This window comes from Mangrovibacillus cuniculi, from assembly GCF_015482585.1.
Lineage (GTDB): Bacteria > Bacillota > Bacilli > Bacillales > R1DC41 > Mangrovibacillus > Mangrovibacillus cuniculi.
In genome coordinates this window covers 205354-224316 of record NZ_CP049742.1, presented here as the reverse complement: position 1 = coordinate 224316, position 18963 = coordinate 205354, and the positions used below count along the sequence as shown (strand labels likewise).

Genomic DNA, 18963 nt, shown 5'->3' with positions numbered 1-18963 from the left:
TTTTCCCTATTCCATTAATCTAAACCACCCAAAGAGATATACTTCACTTCTAGATATTCCATAATTCCTTCTTTTCCACCCTCTCGGCCAAGACCACTCTCTTTATATCCCCAAAAGGAGCTTGAGCTGCTGAAGTGGATCCATCGTTAATTCCGACGATTCCAAACTGAAGTCGATCCATTAAATAAATGGCTTCATTCATTTTCTCTGTAAAAACGTAAGCCGCTAATCCATAAGGTGTGTTATTCGCTCGCTGGATTGCTTCATCTAAGGTTTTAAAAGTAGAAACAGGGATAACAGGACCAAATGTCTCTTCCTGGAAGCAGAGCATATCGTCTGTAGCGCCCTTAATAACAGTTGGTTCAAAGAAGTGACCTGCTCCCACGTGTGCTCTTTTTCCACCCGTAGTAACCTCTGCTCCTTTTTCCACCGCATCGTTTACATGCTTCTCCACTTTCTCCACTGCATCAGCATTGATTAATGGACCAACATGTACCCCTTCCTCTAATCCATTCCCGCAAACTAATTCAGCAGTTCTAGCGGTGATCCTTTCTACAAATTCATCAAATAAATCTTCATGCACCAAAAATCTGTTTGCTGCAACACATGCTTGCCCACCGTTTCGGAACTTTGCTTGAAGCGCTCCATCGACCGCTTTTGCTAAGTCTGCATGCTGAGAAACAATCAATGGGGCTTGCCCACCAAGTTCTAAAGAAATCTTTTTCATTGTCTCCGCAGCGTCTTTCATTAGGATTTTCCCAACTGGTGTAGACCCTGTAAACGTTATTTTGCGAACACGCGCATCTTTTTGCCATACACCTGCAATTGTCTTAGCATCACCGGTTACGATGTTGATGACACCTTTAGGTATTCCCACTTTCTCTGCTAGCTCCGCTAATTTTAAAGCGGTAAACGGTGTTTCTTCCGAAGGTTTTAGTACGACAGTACATCCAGCTGCAAGCGCTGGTGCAAACTTTCGAGTTATCATCGCTGCCGGAAAGTTCCACGGGGTGATAGCTGCAACTACTCCAACAGGTTCATGTTTTACAAAAATTCGTTTATCTTTCGTCGATGCAGGGATGATCTCTCCATACACCCGCTTGGCTTCTTCTGCATACCACTTCATATAGGCATTTCCGTACACTAGTTCACCGATAGCATCTTTCTTAGGCTTTCCTTGCTCCAACGTCATAATTTTCGCTAATTCCTCTTGCTCCTCATCAATTAGACGACTCCAGTTAGCCAGATACTCACTACGCTCATATGCCGATAAACCAGCCCAGCCAGCTAATGCTTGGTGTGCGGCATCTACTGCACTTTTCGCTTCTTTTTCTGAAGCGTCAGGTACTGTCCCTAATACCTCTAATGTAGCTGGGTTCACTACCTCTACTTTCTCTTCCGTTTCGATCCACTCACCATTTATATAATTTTTATGTAAAAACATTGTATTCCCTCCTGCTCTAATTTAAATTTCTACTCTTTATTGTTACTATCCTTTTTACCTCTCTACGAAACATCGGTTTATTTTATCCAATAATAAAATTCCCTCTCCATGAGTCTTAAAATAGTGTTCCATACAAGTTATTTTCCCAAGTACCCTTACGACTTAAGATAATAATTCAAGAGTCGTTTTATTAACACTTTAATTTTCCAAATATTTAGATTAATTATAAGTCTTTCGTTTTATTTAAGGTAGTATTATTGGCATTATTTTATTATCTGAATTATCTAATAGGCCTAATTAACCGGTATATAAACAACCGTACCTCTGATAATATCTGAATTGTGAATATTATTTGAATATTCATCATTACAGATTGAAAGGGTGGATTTTATTGAAAAAGAAATCAAGACTTTTATCTACTGTTGTACTAGGAGCTGCATTATTATTCCCATCATTCAGTACTGTTACAGAAGCGAAAACGTTTGAACCGGAAAGTAATCAAGAAAAGTTCAGAGTCTTTATTACCTCTACTAACTCGAATGAAAAAGCTGCTGCAAAAGGAAAGTTTGGCGTACGTTGGGAACTAGATGAAAATACATTTTCCACATCCGTCAATCAAGCGCAATACGAAGCGCTCCAAAAGAATAAAAATTTAACCGTGGGTAAAGTCTCTGAGGTGCAAGTCGCAGCTAAGCCATCTACTGGAACTGCTGCTGTTGCAGATCAAACACCTTGGGGAATTGAAGCTATATATGAAGATGCCAACATTACAGCGACTTCAGGTGGTAACAATGTCCGCGTTGCAGTTCTAGATACTGGCGTTTTAACCACACATACTGATTTAAAAAACAATGCTGAGCAATGTAAAGATTTCACTGCAAGATCTAGCTCATTAATTAACGGAAAATGTGAAGATAGAAATGGTCATGGTACGCATGTAGCAGGAACTGTTCTTGCTGATGGTGGTGATACAGGCACAGGATTATACGGTGTAGCACCTGACGCTAAGCTGTGGGCATATAAAGTACTTGGTAACAGTGGTTCAGGGTATTCCGATGACATTGCTTACGCTATCCGTCATGCTGCTGATGAAGGTAAACGTTTGGGCGTAAAAACAATTATCTCTATGTCTCTTGGTTCAGCTGGTAAAGATACCCTAATTTCTAACGCTGTTACTTACGCGTATAGCAATGGAGCTTTAGTGGTGGCTGCTGCTGGTAACTCTGGTCCTAACGAAAACACAATCGGCTACCCTGGGGCATTAAAAGATGCAGTAGCTGTTGCTGCTTTAGAAAATACATTTGAAAATGGTACTTATCGCGTTGCAGACTTCTCTTCTCGTGGTGTAAAAGCAACTGCTGGTGACTATGTAATCGGAGAAAAAGATGTGGAACTTTCTGCACCAGGTCGTAACATCTTCTCTACATGGAGCAACGGAACTTATAACACAATCAGTGGTACTTCCATGGCTACACCACATATCTCAGGATTAGCAGCAAAAATTTGGGCTGAGAACCCTTCTTTCACTGCGCAACAATTACGTACAGAACTTCAAAACCGTGCGAAAGCAAACGACATTAACGGTGGATTGCATGCAGCTGCTGGTGATGACATCGCTGCTGGTTTTGGTTTCCCAACTGTTAAATAAGAGATTACTATTTTCATAGAAATTTATGCGGGTTTATTAATTTCACCATTCGGCTTGTCTGAATGGTGACCTGCCTACTTAACGCGAAAAAATTATTTTTTATGGAGGCATATCATGAAATCAAAATTAATTTCTTCTATTGTACTTGGTAGTTTACTTACTCTTTCTTCTTTCCAGCCAACTGTAAATGCAGCGACTGCGGACGATAGTAACACAAAAGAAAAGTTTAGAGTTTACATTCAAACAATTGATAAAAAAGAAAAGGCCAATGCAAAAGAGAAATATGGTGTACGTTGGGAATTAGATGAGAAGACATTCTCAACAACTGTAAACCAAAATCAATATGAAGCGTTAAAGAAAAACAAGAATATTACAATTAATAAAGTATCCGAAGTACACGTTGATCTAATTGATTTAAGACCAAGTGCTGCTGCACCAACCGACCAAACTCCTTGGGGAATTGAAGCAATGTATGAAGATGCTAACATTACAGCTACTTCTGGCGGAAAAGATGTACGTGTTGCAGTATTAGATACTGGTGCTAAGAAGGATCACCAAGACTTAGCAAGCAGAGTGGAACAGTGTAAGGATTTCACTGGTTTCCTTTTCCCTCTTCGTAACGGTAGCTGTTCAGATTTAAACGGTCACGGAACACACGTTGCTGGTACGGTATTAGCTGATGGCGGCTCGAATAAGACAGGAATCTACGGTGTAGCACCAGAAGCAAGTCTATGGGCGTATAAAGTTTTAGGTAATACAGGCTCTGGTTTCTCTGATGACATTGCCTATGCTATCCGCCATGCTGCAGATGAAGGAAAACGTTTAGGAGTTAAAACAATCATCTCGATGTCGCTTGGTTCCTCTGGTAAAGACACGTTAATCACTGACGCAGTAAAATACGCTAACGCTAACGGTGCTTTAGTTGTTGCTGCTGCTGGTAACTCTGGTCCTAACGAAAATACAATCGGTTACCCTGGAGCACTTCCAGAAGCAATTGCCGTTGCTGCTCTTGAGAACACATTTGAAAATGGTACCTACCGAGTAGCAGATTTCTCTTCACGTGGTGTCAAAGCTACAGCTGGTGATTTCTCCATTACGGAAAAAGATGTAGAACTATCGGCACCAGGTCGAAATATCTTATCTACTTGGATTGATGGTGGATACAACTCCATCAGTGGAACTTCCATGGCTACTCCACACGTTTCTGGTTTAGCTGCAAAAATCTGGGCACAGAATCCATCTTTATCTGCACAACAATTACGTACAGAGCTACAAAATCGTGCGAAAGCAAATGATATCAACGGTGGATTACATGCAGCTGCTGGTGATGACATTGCATCTGGATTTGGTTTCCCAACAGTAAAATAATGTTTAAGAAGACTTCCGAGCAATATGTTCGGAAGTTTTTTTACTTTTTTACCCATGTATTTACTAACGCTACCCAACAAATACTTAATAGCAGAATCTATGACATGGACGAGGTGACAAGATGGCTGAACAATGCACAACTAATAATAAAGTAAGTAACTGGTGTGTCGTAAGTATGGCATCCATTCCGCTCGTAATGACGCTTGGAAACTCCATGCTTATCCCTGTTCTTCCAATCTTTGAAGAAAAAGTAGGCGTGACTTCTTTTCAAACAAGCATGATTATCACCAGCTATTCTATTGCATCTATTTTTTTAATTCCCATTGCGGGCTATCTTTCTGATCGTTATGGTCGAAAAATGGTCATTTTACCGAGTCTAATTATGTCTCTGATTGGTGGATTAATCGCTGGATTTGCTTCATGGAAAATGAACGATCCATTCACATGGATTATTGTCGGCCGTGTTCTGCAAGGAATCGGAGCTGCAGGTGCGGCACCTATTATTCTTCCTTTAGTAGGAGACCTCTACAAAGACGATGATGAAAAAACCAGTTCGTGTCTAGGGACCATTGAAACATCTAATACATTTGGTAAAGTGTTAAGCCCTATTTTAGGTGCTGCTTTTGCGGCATTTTTATGGTTTTTACCGTTTTTCTCGATATCCTTTTTCAGTCTAATCTCAATTCTATTGGTAATTTTCTTTATTAAAGCTCCAAAGAATACGGATAAGCCTGTTGAAATAAAAGTATTTCTGCACAAGACGAAAGATATTTTCAAAAAGCAAGGCAAATGGATTTTCACCGTCTTTCTTGTCGGCGCTTACGTGATGCTCGTGCTGTTTGCAACTCTCTTCTTTTTGTCTGATTACTTGGAGAAAGTTCACGACCTTCATGGTGTTTTAAAAGGATTTGTATTGGCAATCCCTCTCTTATTTTTATGTATCGCCTCCTTTATTACAGGAAAAAAGATCAAAGGCGACTTGAAACTAATGAAGTGGATCATGATGTTTAGTTTGGTCACAATGTCTGTTGCAGTCGCGTTTGTAGGATTTACAAGTGAGCAGTTATATTTGCTACTAGCAGTAACTAGCTTTGTGGGATTATCCATTGGCGCTTTGCTTCCAACGTTGGATGCTCTTATTACCGAAAACATTGAAAAAGCAGAGCGTGGTACCATTTCCTCTTTTTATAGCTCTTCCAGATTTATTGGCGTTGCAGCTGGTCCACCCTTGATGTCTGTTTTAATGAAAGACCTGCTAAACCAAACATTTATTGGGGCAGGGATACTCGGTGGTGTCATTTTGTTAGCAGTGATCTTTTTTATTAAAGGGAAGTCCTCTGATAAAAGCCCAAAAGCGGAAGCTATGCCTGCACATTAACATTTGGGGAATAACGTGTGCTCTGCTCTGCCTTCCCTTCTACGTGAGCGCACGTTATTTCTTTAACGTGTGCTCTGCTCTGCATTCTCTCCTCCGTGAGCGCACGTTATGCTCAAAATAGAACGGAAAAAGCTATCCAGAAAAATACAGATAGCTTTTTCACCAATCATTGTTAAACTTTCGCTAATTTATACACAGTTCTATCTTCAAATAGCTCTGCTGCTTTCTCTCGGTAGGTAACGTAATGTGCAGACTCTACATGTTTTTGGACAGCTTCTGCATCTTTCCACACTTCGTAGAAAACAAAGGTAGATATATCTTCCAAAGATTGGTGCAACTGATACGTCATACACCCTTCTTCTTCTCTAGATGGTGTTACTACTTCCTGCAGCGCTGCCAATGCTTCCGCTTCTTTTCCAGGCTTTGCTTTTAGCACTGCTGTAATGACAACATTTGTCATAAAACACCCTCCTGTTAGAACTACTTATTTTGATAAAAGGTTAACTACTTCTTTTGCTACAGCTTCAGTAGATTGAGGATTTTGACCAGTTACTAATTTTCCATCCACTTGTACATGGTTTGCCCAGTTTTCTTTTACTACTACATTAGCACCAAGTTCGCGTAAACGAGTCTCTAAAAGGAATGGCATAAAGCGATCTAGTGTTGTCTCACGCTCTTCTTCATCTGTGAAAGCAGTTACTGTTTTACCTTCTACTAGTGGTTTACCATTAGAAAGTGTTACACCAACTAGTCCAGCTGGTCCGTGACATACTGCTGCGACTACTTTATCTGCTTCATATAGTTCACGAGTTAGTTCATGTAATTTCGTGTTGTCTGGTAAATCAAACATCGTACCGTGTCCACCAGGCATGAAGATTGCGTCAAATTTAGATGCATCTGTGATTTGATCTAGTTTTATTGTGTTTTCAAGATATTTCGCCGTATCTAAGATTTCTTGAGGTACTCCACCTTCTAGGCTTCGATCGTCGACAGGAGCTTTTCCACCTTTAGGGCTTGCAACGGTAATTTCATAACCTAATTTATCAAATTCTACATATGCTTCACCGAACTCAGATAACCATAGTCCTGTTTCGTGTCCTTCGTTCATTTTATCTGCTGTTGTTACTACCATTAAAATATGTTTAGTCATTGTTCATTCCTCCAATAAATTTTAGTTAATAAATCCCAACGATATATATTTCACTACTATTAAATTATTTATTCTCACTTTACCACGATGAGTAAAGTGTTAAACGTAACAAAATCAATCAAAGTTGTTGCATTTGTTTTTGCTACAACCATAGGTTATCATCGCTTTAAATAGATTGGTACTTCCACTAAGTTTGGTGGGAATAACTAAAAGTTATGAGGGACAAAACATGAGATTCGAATGGTTAGAAGCATTTCAATTAACAGCAGAAACACAAAGCTTAACGAAAGCTAGTGAACTTTTACATATGAGTCAACCTGCACTTAGTAAACAAATTAAAAACCTAGAGAATGATTTAGGAGCTTCTTTGTTTAAAAGGACTACGGTTGGTGTTTCTCTCACGCAAGCTGGTGAAAGATTGTTGCCAGTTAGTCAGCGGATTTTAAAAGAATTAAACACGGTAAAAAAAGCGATTGCTCTTGAACAGGGGTTGATGGGGGTCACAATTGGAGCTTGGCCAAGCGTTGCTACTTCTTATTTACCTACGAAATTAGCCTCCGCCAATCGCTCGGATTATTCGCTGAAAATTTCTCATAGTTATGTGGAATTATTAGAAGGGTTGAATGAGGGGAAGATAGACGTAGCCCTCTTTGATGAGACAGGTATACAACATAGCTATTTTTCTACGCCAGTATTTTCGGAGTCTTTTTTGTTATTTGCTCATAAGGACCATCTCCTATTTGGCAGCAGAGAATCTGTTACGTTTAAAGAAATAAAGGATGAAGAGTTTGTTATGCTTTTGGAAACATGTGATGCAAGAAGATTAATACAAGATGCTTTTGTTGAAAGAAATGCTACGTTGAATATTCAAGCAGAAATAGAATTCGGCCACAGCATTTTGGGGTTTATTGAAGCGAACATTGGCATTTCTATTTTGCCAGAAATCTTTACAAAAGGTATCTCTCCTAATGTTAGAGCGATACCAATTGAAGGATTTCCTATTAAACGAACAGTTAGCTTGATCGCAAGGGAAGAGAGTGTAGGTAAAAAAGTGCTCGCAATGCTAAAGTGAAGTAAGTAGACGGTCGCGTGACTAGCAGAAAAGTGGTTTTGGCGACCGTCTAACTGTGCTGACGGCTCTCTATCCCGCATTCTCACGCTTTTGACGACCGCCTCCCATCGCTGACGGCTCTCTAACCCACCTTCTGACGCTTTTAACGACCGCCTCCCACCACTGACGGCTCTCTACCCCACCTTCTAACGCTTTTGACGACCGCCTTCCACCGCTGACTGCTCTCTACCTTACCTTCTCGCCCTTTTAACAACCTTCTCAATCCCCAAACACATCGTCATAGTCATGAAATCCATCTGCAATCACCGTTTCTACCACATTCTCTTGATCCACAGCAATCGGAGACAGCAACACAGACGGAACTTGAATCTTACCGTTGTTTACTTTTCGATCCGCTCCAACATCCTCATCCCTCGCCATCTTCACCGCTAACTCAGCAGCTGCCTCCGCTAAAATGTTAATTGGTTTGTATACCGTCATCGTTTGCGTTCCTTCCACAATCCTTCTCACAGCAGCCAACTCCGCGTCCTGTCCAGCGACTGGAATCTCTCCCAACAGTCCATATGCAGCCAAAACCTTCGTCGCACTTCCAGCTGTAGCATCATTCGCTGCAATAACCGCATCAATTTCACGGTTGTTTGCCTCTATTGCAGATCGCATATTTTCAAATGCATTTGACGGTAACCAGTTCTTCGTCCACTGATCGTACACCACCGTTATATCACCTTTTTCAATTAACGGTTGCAACACATTAAATACACCCTTCTTAAAAAGATGCGCATTATTATCTGTTTCCGCCCCGCCAATATAAACGTACTTCCCCTTCGGAACCAATTTCGTTATCGCTTCCGCTTGCATTTCTCCTACTTTCTCATTATCAAAGGATACATATAAATCTAAGTCCGCATTCTTAATAAGCCGGTCGTAGGACATCACTTTAATTCCTGCATCGTGAGCTTTTGCTACAATCGCTGCGGTCGCCTCGGCGTTATGCGGCACCACTACTAACACATCGACACCTAATTGAATCAGCTGCTCTGCTTGGACAATTTGCAAGGCATCATCTCCACTTGCAGCCATAATAGTTACCTTAGCTCCTAAGCGTTCTGCTGATTCTTTAAACAAATCTCGATCGCGTAACCAACGCTCTTCTTCTAACGTATCCATGGAAAAGCCGATATGAATTCTCTCTTTTACCTCCGTTTTGTTCGGAACTGCGGTCGTTTCCTTAGCGCAACCACTTAAAAGAAGCAGGAGAAGTAAATAACTCATCAAACGTTTCATTAACATACTCCTCCTTCACTATTGACTCCACATGAGATTTTTTCGATATTCTTTCGGCGTCACCTGACAGATTTTTTTAAACACCTTACTAAAATAATTTGGATCGTGGTAGCCCACTTCAAAAGTAATTTCTTTCACACTTTTTTCAGGGTCTGAAAGAAGCTTCTTTGCTTTTTCCACCCTGCATTCTGTTAAGAAATCAATATAATTTATCCCTAACTTCTCTTTAAACATTTTGCTAATATATATAGGACTTAACTCTACTCGGTTTGCCAGTGCATCTAAGGATATATCTTCATGGGAATGAGCCATGATATAGTTCTTGAGTTGATGGATGGTGTCCGTTTCTGTTTGTTCCTTTAATTGTTCAAAACCTTCACGCATGCCATTAAAAACCTGTAAAGCAGCAATTCGTAGGTGTTGATAATTCTCTACTCCATCAAGGAAATAAGAATTCCTTTCCAGCCCTAGCTCTTCCAATACATTGGAGACGCTCCACAACACCTCTAAAATTCTCTGCTGCGCCTGAATAAGAGAAACATTTTCTCTCTCCAAGCTATCCACAGTTTTTGTCATATATTGAGAGATTTGATGCCACTGCCCCAGTCGAATATATTCGCCAATTTCCTGTCTAGTAAACTGTCCTATGTTACTACTATTCACTCGAACTTGATCGTAATAGGAATATTTCGATTCTAAAGAGAGATCCATTGTTGCAGCTAATGCATGTTGATAAGATTGCTTCACTGTTTCTAATCCTTCACATTCACTTCCAATTCCGATAAAGACACCACTTGAGTAAACTGTTATTTCTTGCAATAACTTTTTCACCACTTGTTGTGCTTGGGAACGATAAGTCGTCTTTTCCTTTCGAAAGACGATAATAGGTAACTGATTTCCATACAGAGGACCGATCCAACCAAGATGATGCGTTCTTACATATTCTCGAACAGTCTTGGTAACAGAAGAGGCGTTATTAGGTACATGAAGAACTAAAACAAAAAGTTTATGAGGTATCGGCGTATCCAACATATCCACTAGCATATCCACATGAACATCATGCACATGATCAAATAACAACTGTGTGACAACATCCGTTTCAATCACTCTAGACGTCTGTTGTTCCAAGAATCTTTTCTTTTTCGCCTCTTCCACTTGTTCCACGACTTTTCCAATCGTTGACACAATATCACTAACTTTACTAGGCTTTAGCAAGTAGTCTTTTACACCAAGTTTTATCGCTGCTCGTAAATAATCAAACGTGTCGTATGCCGTGACCATCACAAAATGAGTGGTAGGAAAATCCGAACTAATTTTTTCTACAGCCTCTAATCCAGTCATTCCTGGCATTTTGATATCCATTAATACAATGTCTGGTTGAAAGGTATGGGACAGCTCCACTGCCATCTGACCGTTCTTCGCTTGTTCTATGATAAGGTTCGGAAATGCTCTCTCTAAAATCGTTTGCATCCCTTCCCTCTCCATTTGCTCATCATCGACGATTAAGACTTTCATCATCTTGTTTTACACCTCTCTTTTCAATGAATATCATTACTTTTGTCCCTACACCTTGTGTACTTTCGATGCGGATGACGTCATACTCCCCGAAAAACAGACGAAGTCTCTTCACCACATTTGGGAAGCCGATACCGGTAGAGTGACCTTCTAGTTGAACAGGTTTTTCCTGTAAGATTTCCTCCATCTTCTGAGGTGTCATTCCGCTACCATCATCCTCTATTTCTATCACTACTTTATTTTGAAGATCTTTTACACGGATGATTAACTGACCTCCTTCCACTTTTGGCTCGACAGCATGTATTACCGCATTTTCTACAATCGGTTGAAGTGTAAGTGCTGGGATAGGAACAAATAAACAATCTTCATCAATTTCATAGCGCACGTGTAATCGATCAGTAAATCTAGCTTTTTGGATTTCGATATACTGCTTTAAAACAAATATTTCTTCTCTTAACGAAACTGAACGATCTACTTGTTTTAAGTTATATCGCAAAATACCAGCAACACTTACTAACAGATCGCTTGTTTCCTCAGAACCTTCTAAATAAGCTTTTTTGGACAACGTATTTAGCGTGTTAAATAAAAAGTGGGGGTTAATCTGACTTTGCAAACTTTTAAACTGTATTTCTTGTAATAGTAGTTGATTCTGTTGTAGTTCATGCTCTAATTGTGCTTTATGTTTAATTTCTCCTATTAAGTTATTAATATTGATTCGCATGCGGTCAAATGTCTTGGCTAGAAAAGCAATTTCGTCATTTGACTCTACCTTAATCGGTTTTTTAAAACGACCATTGGAGAGGTCATTTGCTGCCTGTGTTAATTGCTGAATAGGTCTTGTAATACTTAAGGAGAACCAGTATGTAGCGATAAATAATATAGCTGTCATGATTAGTAGTAGCCATATACCTAACCTAATCACTTCCTCCGCTTGCTGCATAATCCCACGATAAAAAATGTCATACGTTGTTAATTCTTTATCTAACAACGTTAAAGTCATCTCAGATATATAACTAGATATTCGTGTCGCTTCTTCAAATTCCTTCGCAGAAGCTTCCTGATTATTTTCATCAAAAAATATAACCGATCTGTCCATCGTTTCTACTAAACTATCAATTAAAGAGACGTAAGTGGTTAAGGTAAATTGGTTAGCTTTGTTTTCCAGTTTCAACACGTCTCTCTTTGCTTTGCGAACATTTTCTTTACTATGTTCAAAACGAATAATATTACTAGAGATTGGCTTCCTTAAATAACTATTTAGGTCAGCGATACTTTGTTGACTTGCCGTAGTAACATCATTCATCGTTAGATAACGTTTTAAAATTTCATTGTACTGTTTATGTGTTTCATTGTTGTAGTAGGTTAAAGTAATCCAGATAGATGACATAAATATTAGTACTAGTGAGGTTAATAATAAGATTTTCTTTTGGATGCTATTCATCGTTTGTCTTCACTTTCGCAACCCTTATATTAGTGAAATATCCTTCGCTATCGAGTGGAAAACTTTGTCCTCTAACCCATTCCGCAAGTTTTTCTACACTAATTTCTCCAATCATAGAGGGATCTTGTTCAATGATCGCATCTAATTTGCCAGTTTCTAAGAGTGCCGTTGATTCGGCTCCATCATCGAACGAATATAAATAATACGGTTCTACTTGATAACGCTTACTTATTTCATGAACTAAAGGACTTGCCATGTTGGCATTAACGGCTATATATGCTTTTGCTTTCGGATATACGTTTAACATATGTTGGGTCGTCATCTGAATTTGTTCACGTGAACCTTCTGACTTTGCATGATAGACAGAAATGGATGGGTATTTTTCTAAAACACTCTGAATCCCCTCTATTCGTTTCATTTGGTAATCAAACTTATTCGTGTCATAGAGTAAGATTACTTCCCCTTGATTCCCCATATCTTTAACTAATTGGTTCGCTATCATTTTACCTGCTTTCTGGTGATCTGATCCCACATACGTTTTACGTAGACTTTCTTGCATTGGCACATCATTTGCAACTGTTACGATAGGGATTCCATAAAAAGATGCTTTTACTTTTGTTAGTTCTTTAAATTTATCCGTATCGGAACCTTGAACAATAATGCCATCCACTTTTCCGTGTATAGCTATCTCTATTTGTTTAAGAAATGTCTCTTGTTGATTACCATAACTTCCCCACACTTCTAAACTTATGGTTAGTTCCTCTGCGGCTTGTTTGGCGCCTGTAGCGACTTTATCCCAAAAAGGAGTTTCCAAGTCTTGTGTAATCATGACAAATCGGAGGGTTTCCTCTTCTGTTATGGTTGGTGTAGGTAATTCCCAGTTTGTTTTTCTTACTTTATCAAGCGTTTGAAGGGTTACTATTCCAAAGAAGATAAACACTAGAGTAAAAGTTGCTATACCAATCTTTTTCATGCAGAATCCCCCCTCCTTTCTTCCTCTTATCATACCAAAATAGAGAAAGCGCTTACTATAATAGTCATAAAATTTCTTCCTATTTAGCAATAATTTTCGTGTCAATAGATTCACTACTAAGAGATGTAAAGGAAAAACCCTGAGTAAAGACATCTCAGGGTTTTCAGGGAACGTTCTTATCGTTTCTCTAATTGTATTTCCAGTTCCGCATCCTTTACAAATGCTTCAGGAAATAATATGGCTGTGGGATCAAACGCTCGTTGTTCTTTCCCAGCTTTCACTAAGTTTGGTGTATCTGGATTTGCTAGTGCAGTAGCTCCAATGGAAACAAAATCTGCTTTCTCTTCTGTAACAGCTTTTAGTGCTTTATCAGGATCACCTAATTTACCGTTAGCAATTACCGGGAGTCCTACCACTTCTTTTGCAAGTCTTGCAATGGAGCGAGAATGTTCTCCGAAAGAAGGTGCTGTACCATCTGCATCTGTCACATGGATATAGTCTAGTGGAAGTTCTTTTACCAGATTAAAGAAGTTCTCAGCACCTTGTTCTCCACCCGGCCAGCGGTACTCCTGATCAGATACTTTACCTTGTGAAAGTCGAATTCCTACAATGAAAGATTCCCCTACAGCTAAGCGCACTGCATCTGCTACTTCTTTTACATACCCCAATCCAGCTTCCATAGAACCACCGTATTCGTCATCTCGAAGGTTCATATATTCAGTTAGAAACTCATCTAGTAAATAACCGTTTGCTGCATGTAATTCTACCCCATCAAATCCAGCATCTTTTGCATGAATAGCCGCCTGAACAAATCCTTCACGAACTTGTTCAAAATCCTTTGTTTCCATTGCTTTAGGCGTTTTGTAAGGGCCTGATCCACCGTAAAAAGCCAGCTGTTCTCCCTTCGGTGCAGTAGCGGACGGAGCAATTGTTTCATCTGTATAGGCATTCCCTTGAGACTGTGCTCCTCCATGCATTAATTGGGCAATGAACTTGGTACCGTGAGCTTTTACCGCTTCTACTACTGGCTTCCAAGCATCGACATGCATATCCGACGCTAATCCCGGTTGATTTCGGTATCCCTGACTATAATGTTTATCCGTATATATTCCTTCAGAGATTATTGCCCCGAAACCACCTACTGCAAAACGCTCATAGTAAGCTTTCATTCTGTCATTCGCTTTGCCGTCAGATTCTGCAGACACTCTTGTCATAGGTGCTACTATATAACGATTGGAAAACGTTTGTTGTGAGATTTGTTGAGACTCAAATAATGGTTGAAACTTCATTTTAGTGACCTCCTCCATTTAGATAAATCGGTATCATTGTAAAGAGCTACTTCTACTAGGACAACCATTTTGCTTACGGAATGTTCTATAAAAATTATCTTAACCTAAAATTTGGAATCAATGCTTACTTCCTGCTATTAGACCAATAAAAAGACAGAGGGTACAATACCCTCTGTTGATCTTTCTTTATTTTCTTCCTCGAGTCATGACATCAAAAATTACTGCTCCTGCTAGTACTCCCCCACGAATCATATATTGATAAGAGATTCCTACCCCGAGTAAGTTCATTCCGTTCGTTAAAGAAGCCATTACGATTGCTCCAATGATAGCACCGGTTACTTTCCCTACTCCACCAGCTGAAGAGACCCCTCCAACGTATGCTGCTGCGATAGCATCTAACTCGAATAGTGTCCCTGCAGTTGTCGTTGCAGATTGCAAACGAGCTGTGAATAGGATACCTGATAAAGCAGCTAACATTCCCATAGAACCGAATACGATATACGTAATCTTCTTTACATTGATCCCGCTTAGATGTGCTGCTTCCGGGTTACTACCTACTGCATAAATGTGACGTCCAAGAACTGTTTTTGTCGTTAAGAAATGATATAGAAGGACAACCGCTAACATAACGATGACAGTCCATGAGAAACCATTATAGCCTGCAAGAATCCATGTGACATAAGCGATAATCGCAGATACGAAGACTAACTTTAAGATGAAGATTCCTGTGGAAACCACTTCAAAATTATATTTCATCTTGTTCTTACGTGTATTCATTTCACTGTAAATATAAAAGATAATACCGACCATACCGACTAACAAAGATAATAGATGAAGTCCGTTTACTTCCATTAAAGATGGAATATAACCGTTACCAATTGCGTTAAACATATCATCACGAATAATAATCGTTCCCGTTTTCTCCGTTACTTGTAAAAGTGCTCCACGGAAAATTAACATTCCTGCGAGCGTTGCGACAAAGGACGGAATACCAATCTTCGCTACTAGCACACCGTTTAATAAACCAGTTGCTACCCCTAACACTAGAATGATGGGGATAGTAATAAACATGGATACACCAGCTTGCGTTAATAAAATCGCAGCTACCGCTCCTAGAAATCCGGCTGCATAGCCAACAGATAAGTCAATGTGACGTATGACAATAACAAGCGTCATTCCTACAGCTAAAACAGCAATATACCCCGCTGAATCTAGTAAGTTACTAATATTACGAGAAGAGATAAATAGACCATTTGTCATCACGGTAAACGTTAAAATAATTACTGCTAAAGCAATATACATACCATAATCACGGATATTTTCACTAACTAGCGTTCGTACTTCTTTTATAAAACTCATCGTCAATACCCCCTTATTGCGTTGCAAGTTCCATAATAGTTTCTTGTGAAGCGTCTTCGATTGTAAGTTCCCCTTTAAGCTCATTTTGCGCCATGACGTAAATTCGGTCACTCATACCAAGAACTTCTCCAAGTTCAGATGAAATCATGATAATACTCATACCAGCTTCTATCAATTCGTTCATTACAGTGTAAATTTCAAACTTCGCTCCCACATCAATTCCTCTAGTAGGTTCATCTAAGATTAGTAGTTTCGGTCCTACAAACAACCACTTACCTAATGAAACTTTCTGTTGGTTCCCTCCACTCAATTTACCAACCTCTTGCTCGATGGAAGATGCCTTAATATAGAGGGATTTTTTGTATTTATCTGCAATGATAATTTCCTCATTGTCGTTGATAATACCCTTTGAGGAGATTCCTTGTAGATTTGCTGCGGAGATATTACTTTTGATGTCTTGTAATAAAAATAATCCGTCGCCCTTTCGATCTTCTGTTACATAAGCAATACCAGCTTTAATTGCTTCGTTTGGATGTTTTAAATTAGTTAAATTCCCGTTAAGCATTAGGTCCCCTTGAAGCTTATACCCTTTTGCATTGCCAAAAATACTTAAAGCTAACTCTGTTCGGCCAGATCCCATCAAGCCTGAAATCCCAACAATTTCTCCTTTATTTACATGTAGGTTAACGTTTTTCACCACGTTACGACCTATTGCAGGATCATAAGCAGTCCAATCGTGTAATTCTAAGATTCTCTCGCCTTTTTCTCTCTTCGGACGTTTTGGGTAAATATCTTCTATCTCTCTACCAACCATGTTTTTAATAATGATACTTTCCGTAACTTCTTTCTTAGTCGCATCCAGCGTACAAATGGTTTGTCCGTCCCTTAGTACCGTTGCTTTGTCAGCAATAGAAATGACCTCTTTTAACTTGTGCGAAATCATAATGCAAGTGATGCCTTGTGTTTTTAATTCTTTTAACAACTTCAATAAATTCTCGCTGTCATCTTCATTTAACGCTGCCGTTGGCTCATCCAAGATTAGCAACTTAACATCTTTACTTAATGCTTTTGCGATTTCAATTAGCTGACGTTTTCCCACCCCAAGATCTTTTACTAACGTCTCTGGATTTACATCAAGCTTTACCTTCTGAAGTAACTTCTTAGCTTGAAGAATCGTTTCGTTCCAATCAATAACTCCTCCGCGTTTCATTTCATTTCCAGTAAAGATGTTTTCATAGACAGATAGATCTGGAAACAGGGCTAACTCTTGATAAATGATCGCGATACCAGCTTTTACACTATCGCTAATCTTCCCAAACTGTTGCACATTCCCTTCGTACACAATGTCTCCTTCATAAGTACCAAAAGGATATACACCGCTTAACACTTTCATTAGTGTAGATTTCCCCGCTCCGTTTTCTCCTATTAAACAGTGAATCTCTCCTTTTTCCACCTGGAAATTTACATTGCTTAACGCTTTGACACCGACGAATTCTTTCGAAATAGAGTTCATTTCCAATATATACTGTGACATGTTGCTCCCCCTTTCTTATAACAATGGCGGAGAAGTGTAGGTAACACCGCTCCGCCTAAGCCTTACAGTCCTTCGAATTCGCTAGCTTCGTAGTAGCCAGAATCGATTAGTTCTTTTTGAACGTTCTCTTGATTTACAACAATTACATCTGTTTGTTTTGCATTTACATCTACGCTTCCGTTGTTATAAGAACCAGTAGTTTCCGGTGTATCGCCATCTAGAATGGATACTGCCATACCCATCGCATCCGTTACTAACGTACGTACGTCTTTGAAAACCGTCATGGATTGCTTACCATCAATAACGTATTGAATAGAAGCTTTTTCTGCATCTTGACCAGTCACGATATAACTGGAAACATCACCATCAGAAGCAAATACATCTGCGATGGAGCGAGCTGTTCCATCATTTGGCGCTAATACTGCTACATCGCCTTTTAAGTCTGCTCCAACTGCTGTTAAGTGTGTTTGAGCTTTATTAATTGCTTCATTTGGATCCCAGTTCGTTGTTACTTGGCCTAGAATTTTACTCATTTCATCACGAGATAGCATTGCTTTGTCTTTTAACGCTTCTGCTTCGGAAGAGTTAGCAACTTTGAACGTGCCATCAGCAATTTTTGGTTGAAGGACATTCCATGCACCTTCGAAGAATAAGAATGCGTTGTTGTCAGATGCCGCTCCAGCATAAAGGTATAAAGGAACGTCGGAGCCGCTAACGTTATCCACTAAGTATTGACCTTGTGCCGCACCTACTGCAACGCTATCAAACGTTACATAGTAATCTACTGCATCTGTATTTGTAATTAAACGGTCGTAAGAAATAACCGTAACACCATCTTTTTTCGCTGCTTCTACTGCTGCAGCCGCTGCATCGCCATCGTGTGGACAGATGATTAACACTTTAATCCCCTTATTTAAAAGTGTTTCCACGTTTTCTTTCTCTTTAGCTGAAGATCCTTGGCTAAATAGAATCTCTGTTGTGTAGTCAGAATCTGCTAGCGCTTCTTTGAAACGTTGCTCATCTTGTACCCAACGTGGTTCATCTTTTGTAGGTAATACGATCCCAACATCTACACTACCGCTTCCCCCGCCAGTAGTTTGGGAACATGCTGCCATGAATACCGCAAAGATCGTGACTAATAAAGTCAACGAAAGCCATTTCCATCCCTTTTTCATTTTCTTTTCCCCCTGTGTTCGTTTTTTGTATTAGTACAGTTTGATTATATGATTCTCTAACACCCATTTGTAAGCGTTATCATTAGTAATCTTTTGGTATTAACTGTACTTTTTTGGTGTGGAACAGGTTGGGAGTTACATAGATAATGACTGAACGAGGTAATACAAAACGAATAAAAGGTACATTCATTAGCGAATGCACCTTTATATTTAAAATTCATATTAATTATAGTTTTAGAAATAAGTCACTGCGGAAGTAGTGTTCTTACCTAATTAATCTTAGGGATTGGAGCGGAAGGGGGCGACTCCTACGGGATATAGCGGTTCGTCGAG

14 protein-coding genes and 1 pseudogene are annotated in these 18963 nt (G+C 39.5%); 4 read left to right on the top strand and 11 right to left on the bottom strand.

The genetic code is table 11. The features are described 5' to 3' along the window. Positions 1–14: 14 nt before the first annotated feature. A pseudogene (locus G8O30_RS01080) lies at positions 15–1444 on the bottom strand (NAD-dependent succinate-semialdehyde dehydrogenase). Positions 1445–1835: 391 nt separating this feature from the next. Here G8O30_RS01080 and G8O30_RS01075 point away from each other — a divergent pair. The 3 genes from G8O30_RS01075 (at position 1836) to G8O30_RS01065 (ending at position 5838) form a co-directional block, all read left to right on the top strand. Then, a complete protein-coding gene (locus G8O30_RS01075) occupies positions 1836–3092 on the top strand; it encodes a S8 family peptidase (RefSeq protein WP_239673172.1) in 1257 nt (418 codons plus the stop codon). A 114-nt stretch (positions 3093–3206) separates the two neighbouring features. Beyond that, positions 3207–4460, top strand: a complete 1254-nt coding sequence (locus tag G8O30_RS01070; RefSeq protein ID WP_239673171.1) for a S8 family peptidase — start codon at positions 3207–3209, stop codon at positions 4458–4460. 121 nt (positions 4461–4581) lie between these two features. Then, complete coding sequence (locus G8O30_RS01065) at positions 4582–5838, top strand: MFS transporter (RefSeq protein ID WP_239673170.1); 1257 nt, start codon at positions 4582–4584, stop codon at positions 5836–5838. A gap of 172 nt (positions 5839–6010) precedes the next feature. Here the strand turns inward: G8O30_RS01065 and G8O30_RS01060 are convergent, their stop codons facing one another. Together G8O30_RS01060 and G8O30_RS01055 are read right to left on the bottom strand one after the other, a co-directional pair. Beyond that, positions 6011–6298, bottom strand: a complete 288-nt coding sequence (locus G8O30_RS01060) for a putative quinol monooxygenase (RefSeq protein ID WP_239673169.1) — start codon at positions 6296–6298, stop codon at positions 6011–6013. A 24-nt stretch (positions 6299–6322) separates the two neighbouring features. Then, the gene (locus G8O30_RS01055) at positions 6323–6988 is read right to left on the bottom strand and encodes a type 1 glutamine amidotransferase domain-containing protein (protein WP_239673168.1); all 666 of its coding nucleotides are present in this window, start codon (positions 6986–6988) and stop codon (positions 6323–6325) included. Positions 6989–7217: 229 nt separating this feature from the next. Between G8O30_RS01055 and G8O30_RS01050 the strand changes: the two genes are divergently transcribed. Further along, entirely contained in the window at positions 7218–8060 is an 843-nt protein-coding gene (locus G8O30_RS01050) for a LysR family transcriptional regulator (RefSeq protein WP_239673167.1), read from the top strand. A 258-nt stretch (positions 8061–8318) separates the two neighbouring features. Here the strand turns inward: G8O30_RS01050 and xylF are convergent, their stop codons facing one another. The 8 genes from xylF to G8O30_RS01010 all read right to left on the bottom strand — a co-directional run bounded on the left by xylF (position 8319) and on the right by G8O30_RS01010 (position 18630). Further along, the gene (gene xylF, locus G8O30_RS01045; RefSeq protein ID WP_239673166.1) at positions 8319–9344 is read right to left on the bottom strand and encodes a D-xylose ABC transporter substrate-binding protein; all 1026 of its coding nucleotides are present in this window, start codon (positions 9342–9344) and stop codon (positions 8319–8321) included. An 18-nt stretch (positions 9345–9362) separates the two neighbouring features. Beyond that, positions 9363–10862: a response regulator transcription factor gene (locus G8O30_RS01040; RefSeq protein ID WP_239673165.1), complete on the bottom strand. Its 1500-nt coding sequence runs from the start codon at positions 10860–10862 to the stop codon at positions 9363–9365. Next, on the bottom strand, positions 10837–12300 hold the full coding sequence (locus G8O30_RS01035) for a sensor histidine kinase (protein WP_239673164.1): 1464 nt from the start codon (positions 12298–12300) through the stop codon (positions 10837–10839). The genes G8O30_RS01040 and G8O30_RS01035 overlap by 26 nt, the downstream gene beginning before the upstream one ends. Further along, entirely contained in the window at positions 12293–13273 is a 981-nt protein-coding gene (locus G8O30_RS01030) for a sugar ABC transporter substrate-binding protein (RefSeq protein WP_239673163.1), read from the bottom strand. The genes G8O30_RS01035 and G8O30_RS01030 overlap by 8 nt, the downstream gene beginning before the upstream one ends. 176 nt (positions 13274–13449) lie before the next feature. After that, on the bottom strand, positions 13450–14562 hold the full coding sequence (locus G8O30_RS01025; RefSeq protein ID WP_239673162.1) for an oxidoreductase: 1113 nt from the start codon (positions 14560–14562) through the stop codon (positions 13450–13452). Between the two features lie 186 nt (positions 14563–14748). Continuing rightward, positions 14749–15921: a sugar ABC transporter permease gene (locus tag G8O30_RS01020; protein ID WP_239673161.1), complete on the bottom strand. Its 1173-nt coding sequence runs from the start codon at positions 15919–15921 to the stop codon at positions 14749–14751. A 13-nt stretch (positions 15922–15934) separates the two neighbouring features. Then, a complete protein-coding gene (locus G8O30_RS01015; protein WP_239673160.1) occupies positions 15935–17455 on the bottom strand; it encodes a sugar ABC transporter ATP-binding protein in 1521 nt (506 codons plus the stop codon). A gap of 62 nt (positions 17456–17517) precedes the next feature. Next, positions 17518–18630 (bottom strand): sugar ABC transporter substrate-binding protein, encoded by a 1113-nt coding sequence (locus tag G8O30_RS01010; RefSeq protein ID WP_239673159.1) that lies wholly within the window; start codon positions 18628–18630, stop codon positions 17518–17520. Positions 18631–18963: the final 333 nt, after the last annotated feature.

Bases quoted from the DNA above. Each gene is read 5' to 3' on its own strand.
- G8O30_RS01070 (WP_239673171.1), top strand. From the start codon at position 3,207: ATGAAATCAAAATTAATTTCTTCTATTGTACTTGGTAGTTTACTTACT.
- G8O30_RS01065 (WP_239673170.1), top strand. From the start codon at position 4,582: ATGGCTGAACAATGCACAACTAATAATAAAGTAAGTAACTGGTGTGTC.
- G8O30_RS01060 (WP_239673169.1), bottom strand. From the start codon at position 6,298: ATGACAAATGTTGTCATTACAGCAGTGCTAAAAGCAAAGCCTGGAAAA.
- G8O30_RS01055 (WP_239673168.1), bottom strand. From the start codon at position 6,988: ATGACTAAACATATTTTAATGGTAGTAACAACAGCAGATAAAATGAAC.
- G8O30_RS01050 (WP_239673167.1), top strand. From the start codon at position 7,218: ATGAGATTCGAATGGTTAGAAGCATTTCAATTAACAGCAGAAACACAA.
- xylF (WP_239673166.1), bottom strand. From the start codon at position 9,344: ATGAAACGTTTGATGAGTTATTTACTTCTCCTGCTTCTTTTAAGTGGT.
- G8O30_RS01040 (WP_239673165.1), bottom strand. From the start codon at position 10,862: ATGATGAAAGTCTTAATCGTCGATGATGAGCAAATGGAGAGGGAAGGG.
- G8O30_RS01035 (WP_239673164.1), bottom strand. From the start codon at position 12,300: ATGAATAGCATCCAAAAGAAAATCTTATTATTAACCTCACTAGTACTA.
- G8O30_RS01030 (WP_239673163.1), bottom strand. From the start codon at position 13,273: ATGAAAAAGATTGGTATAGCAACTTTTACTCTAGTGTTTATCTTCTTT.
- G8O30_RS01025 (WP_239673162.1), bottom strand. From the start codon at position 14,562: ATGAAGTTTCAACCATTATTTGAGTCTCAACAAATCTCACAACAAACG.
- G8O30_RS01020 (WP_239673161.1), bottom strand. From the start codon at position 15,921: ATGAGTTTTATAAAAGAAGTACGAACGCTAGTTAGTGAAAATATCCGT.
- G8O30_RS01015 (WP_239673160.1), bottom strand. From the start codon at position 17,455: ATGTCACAGTATATATTGGAAATGAACTCTATTTCGAAAGAATTCGTC.
- G8O30_RS01010 (WP_239673159.1), bottom strand. From the start codon at position 18,630: ATGAAAAAGGGATGGAAATGGCTTTCGTTGACTTTATTAGTCACGATC.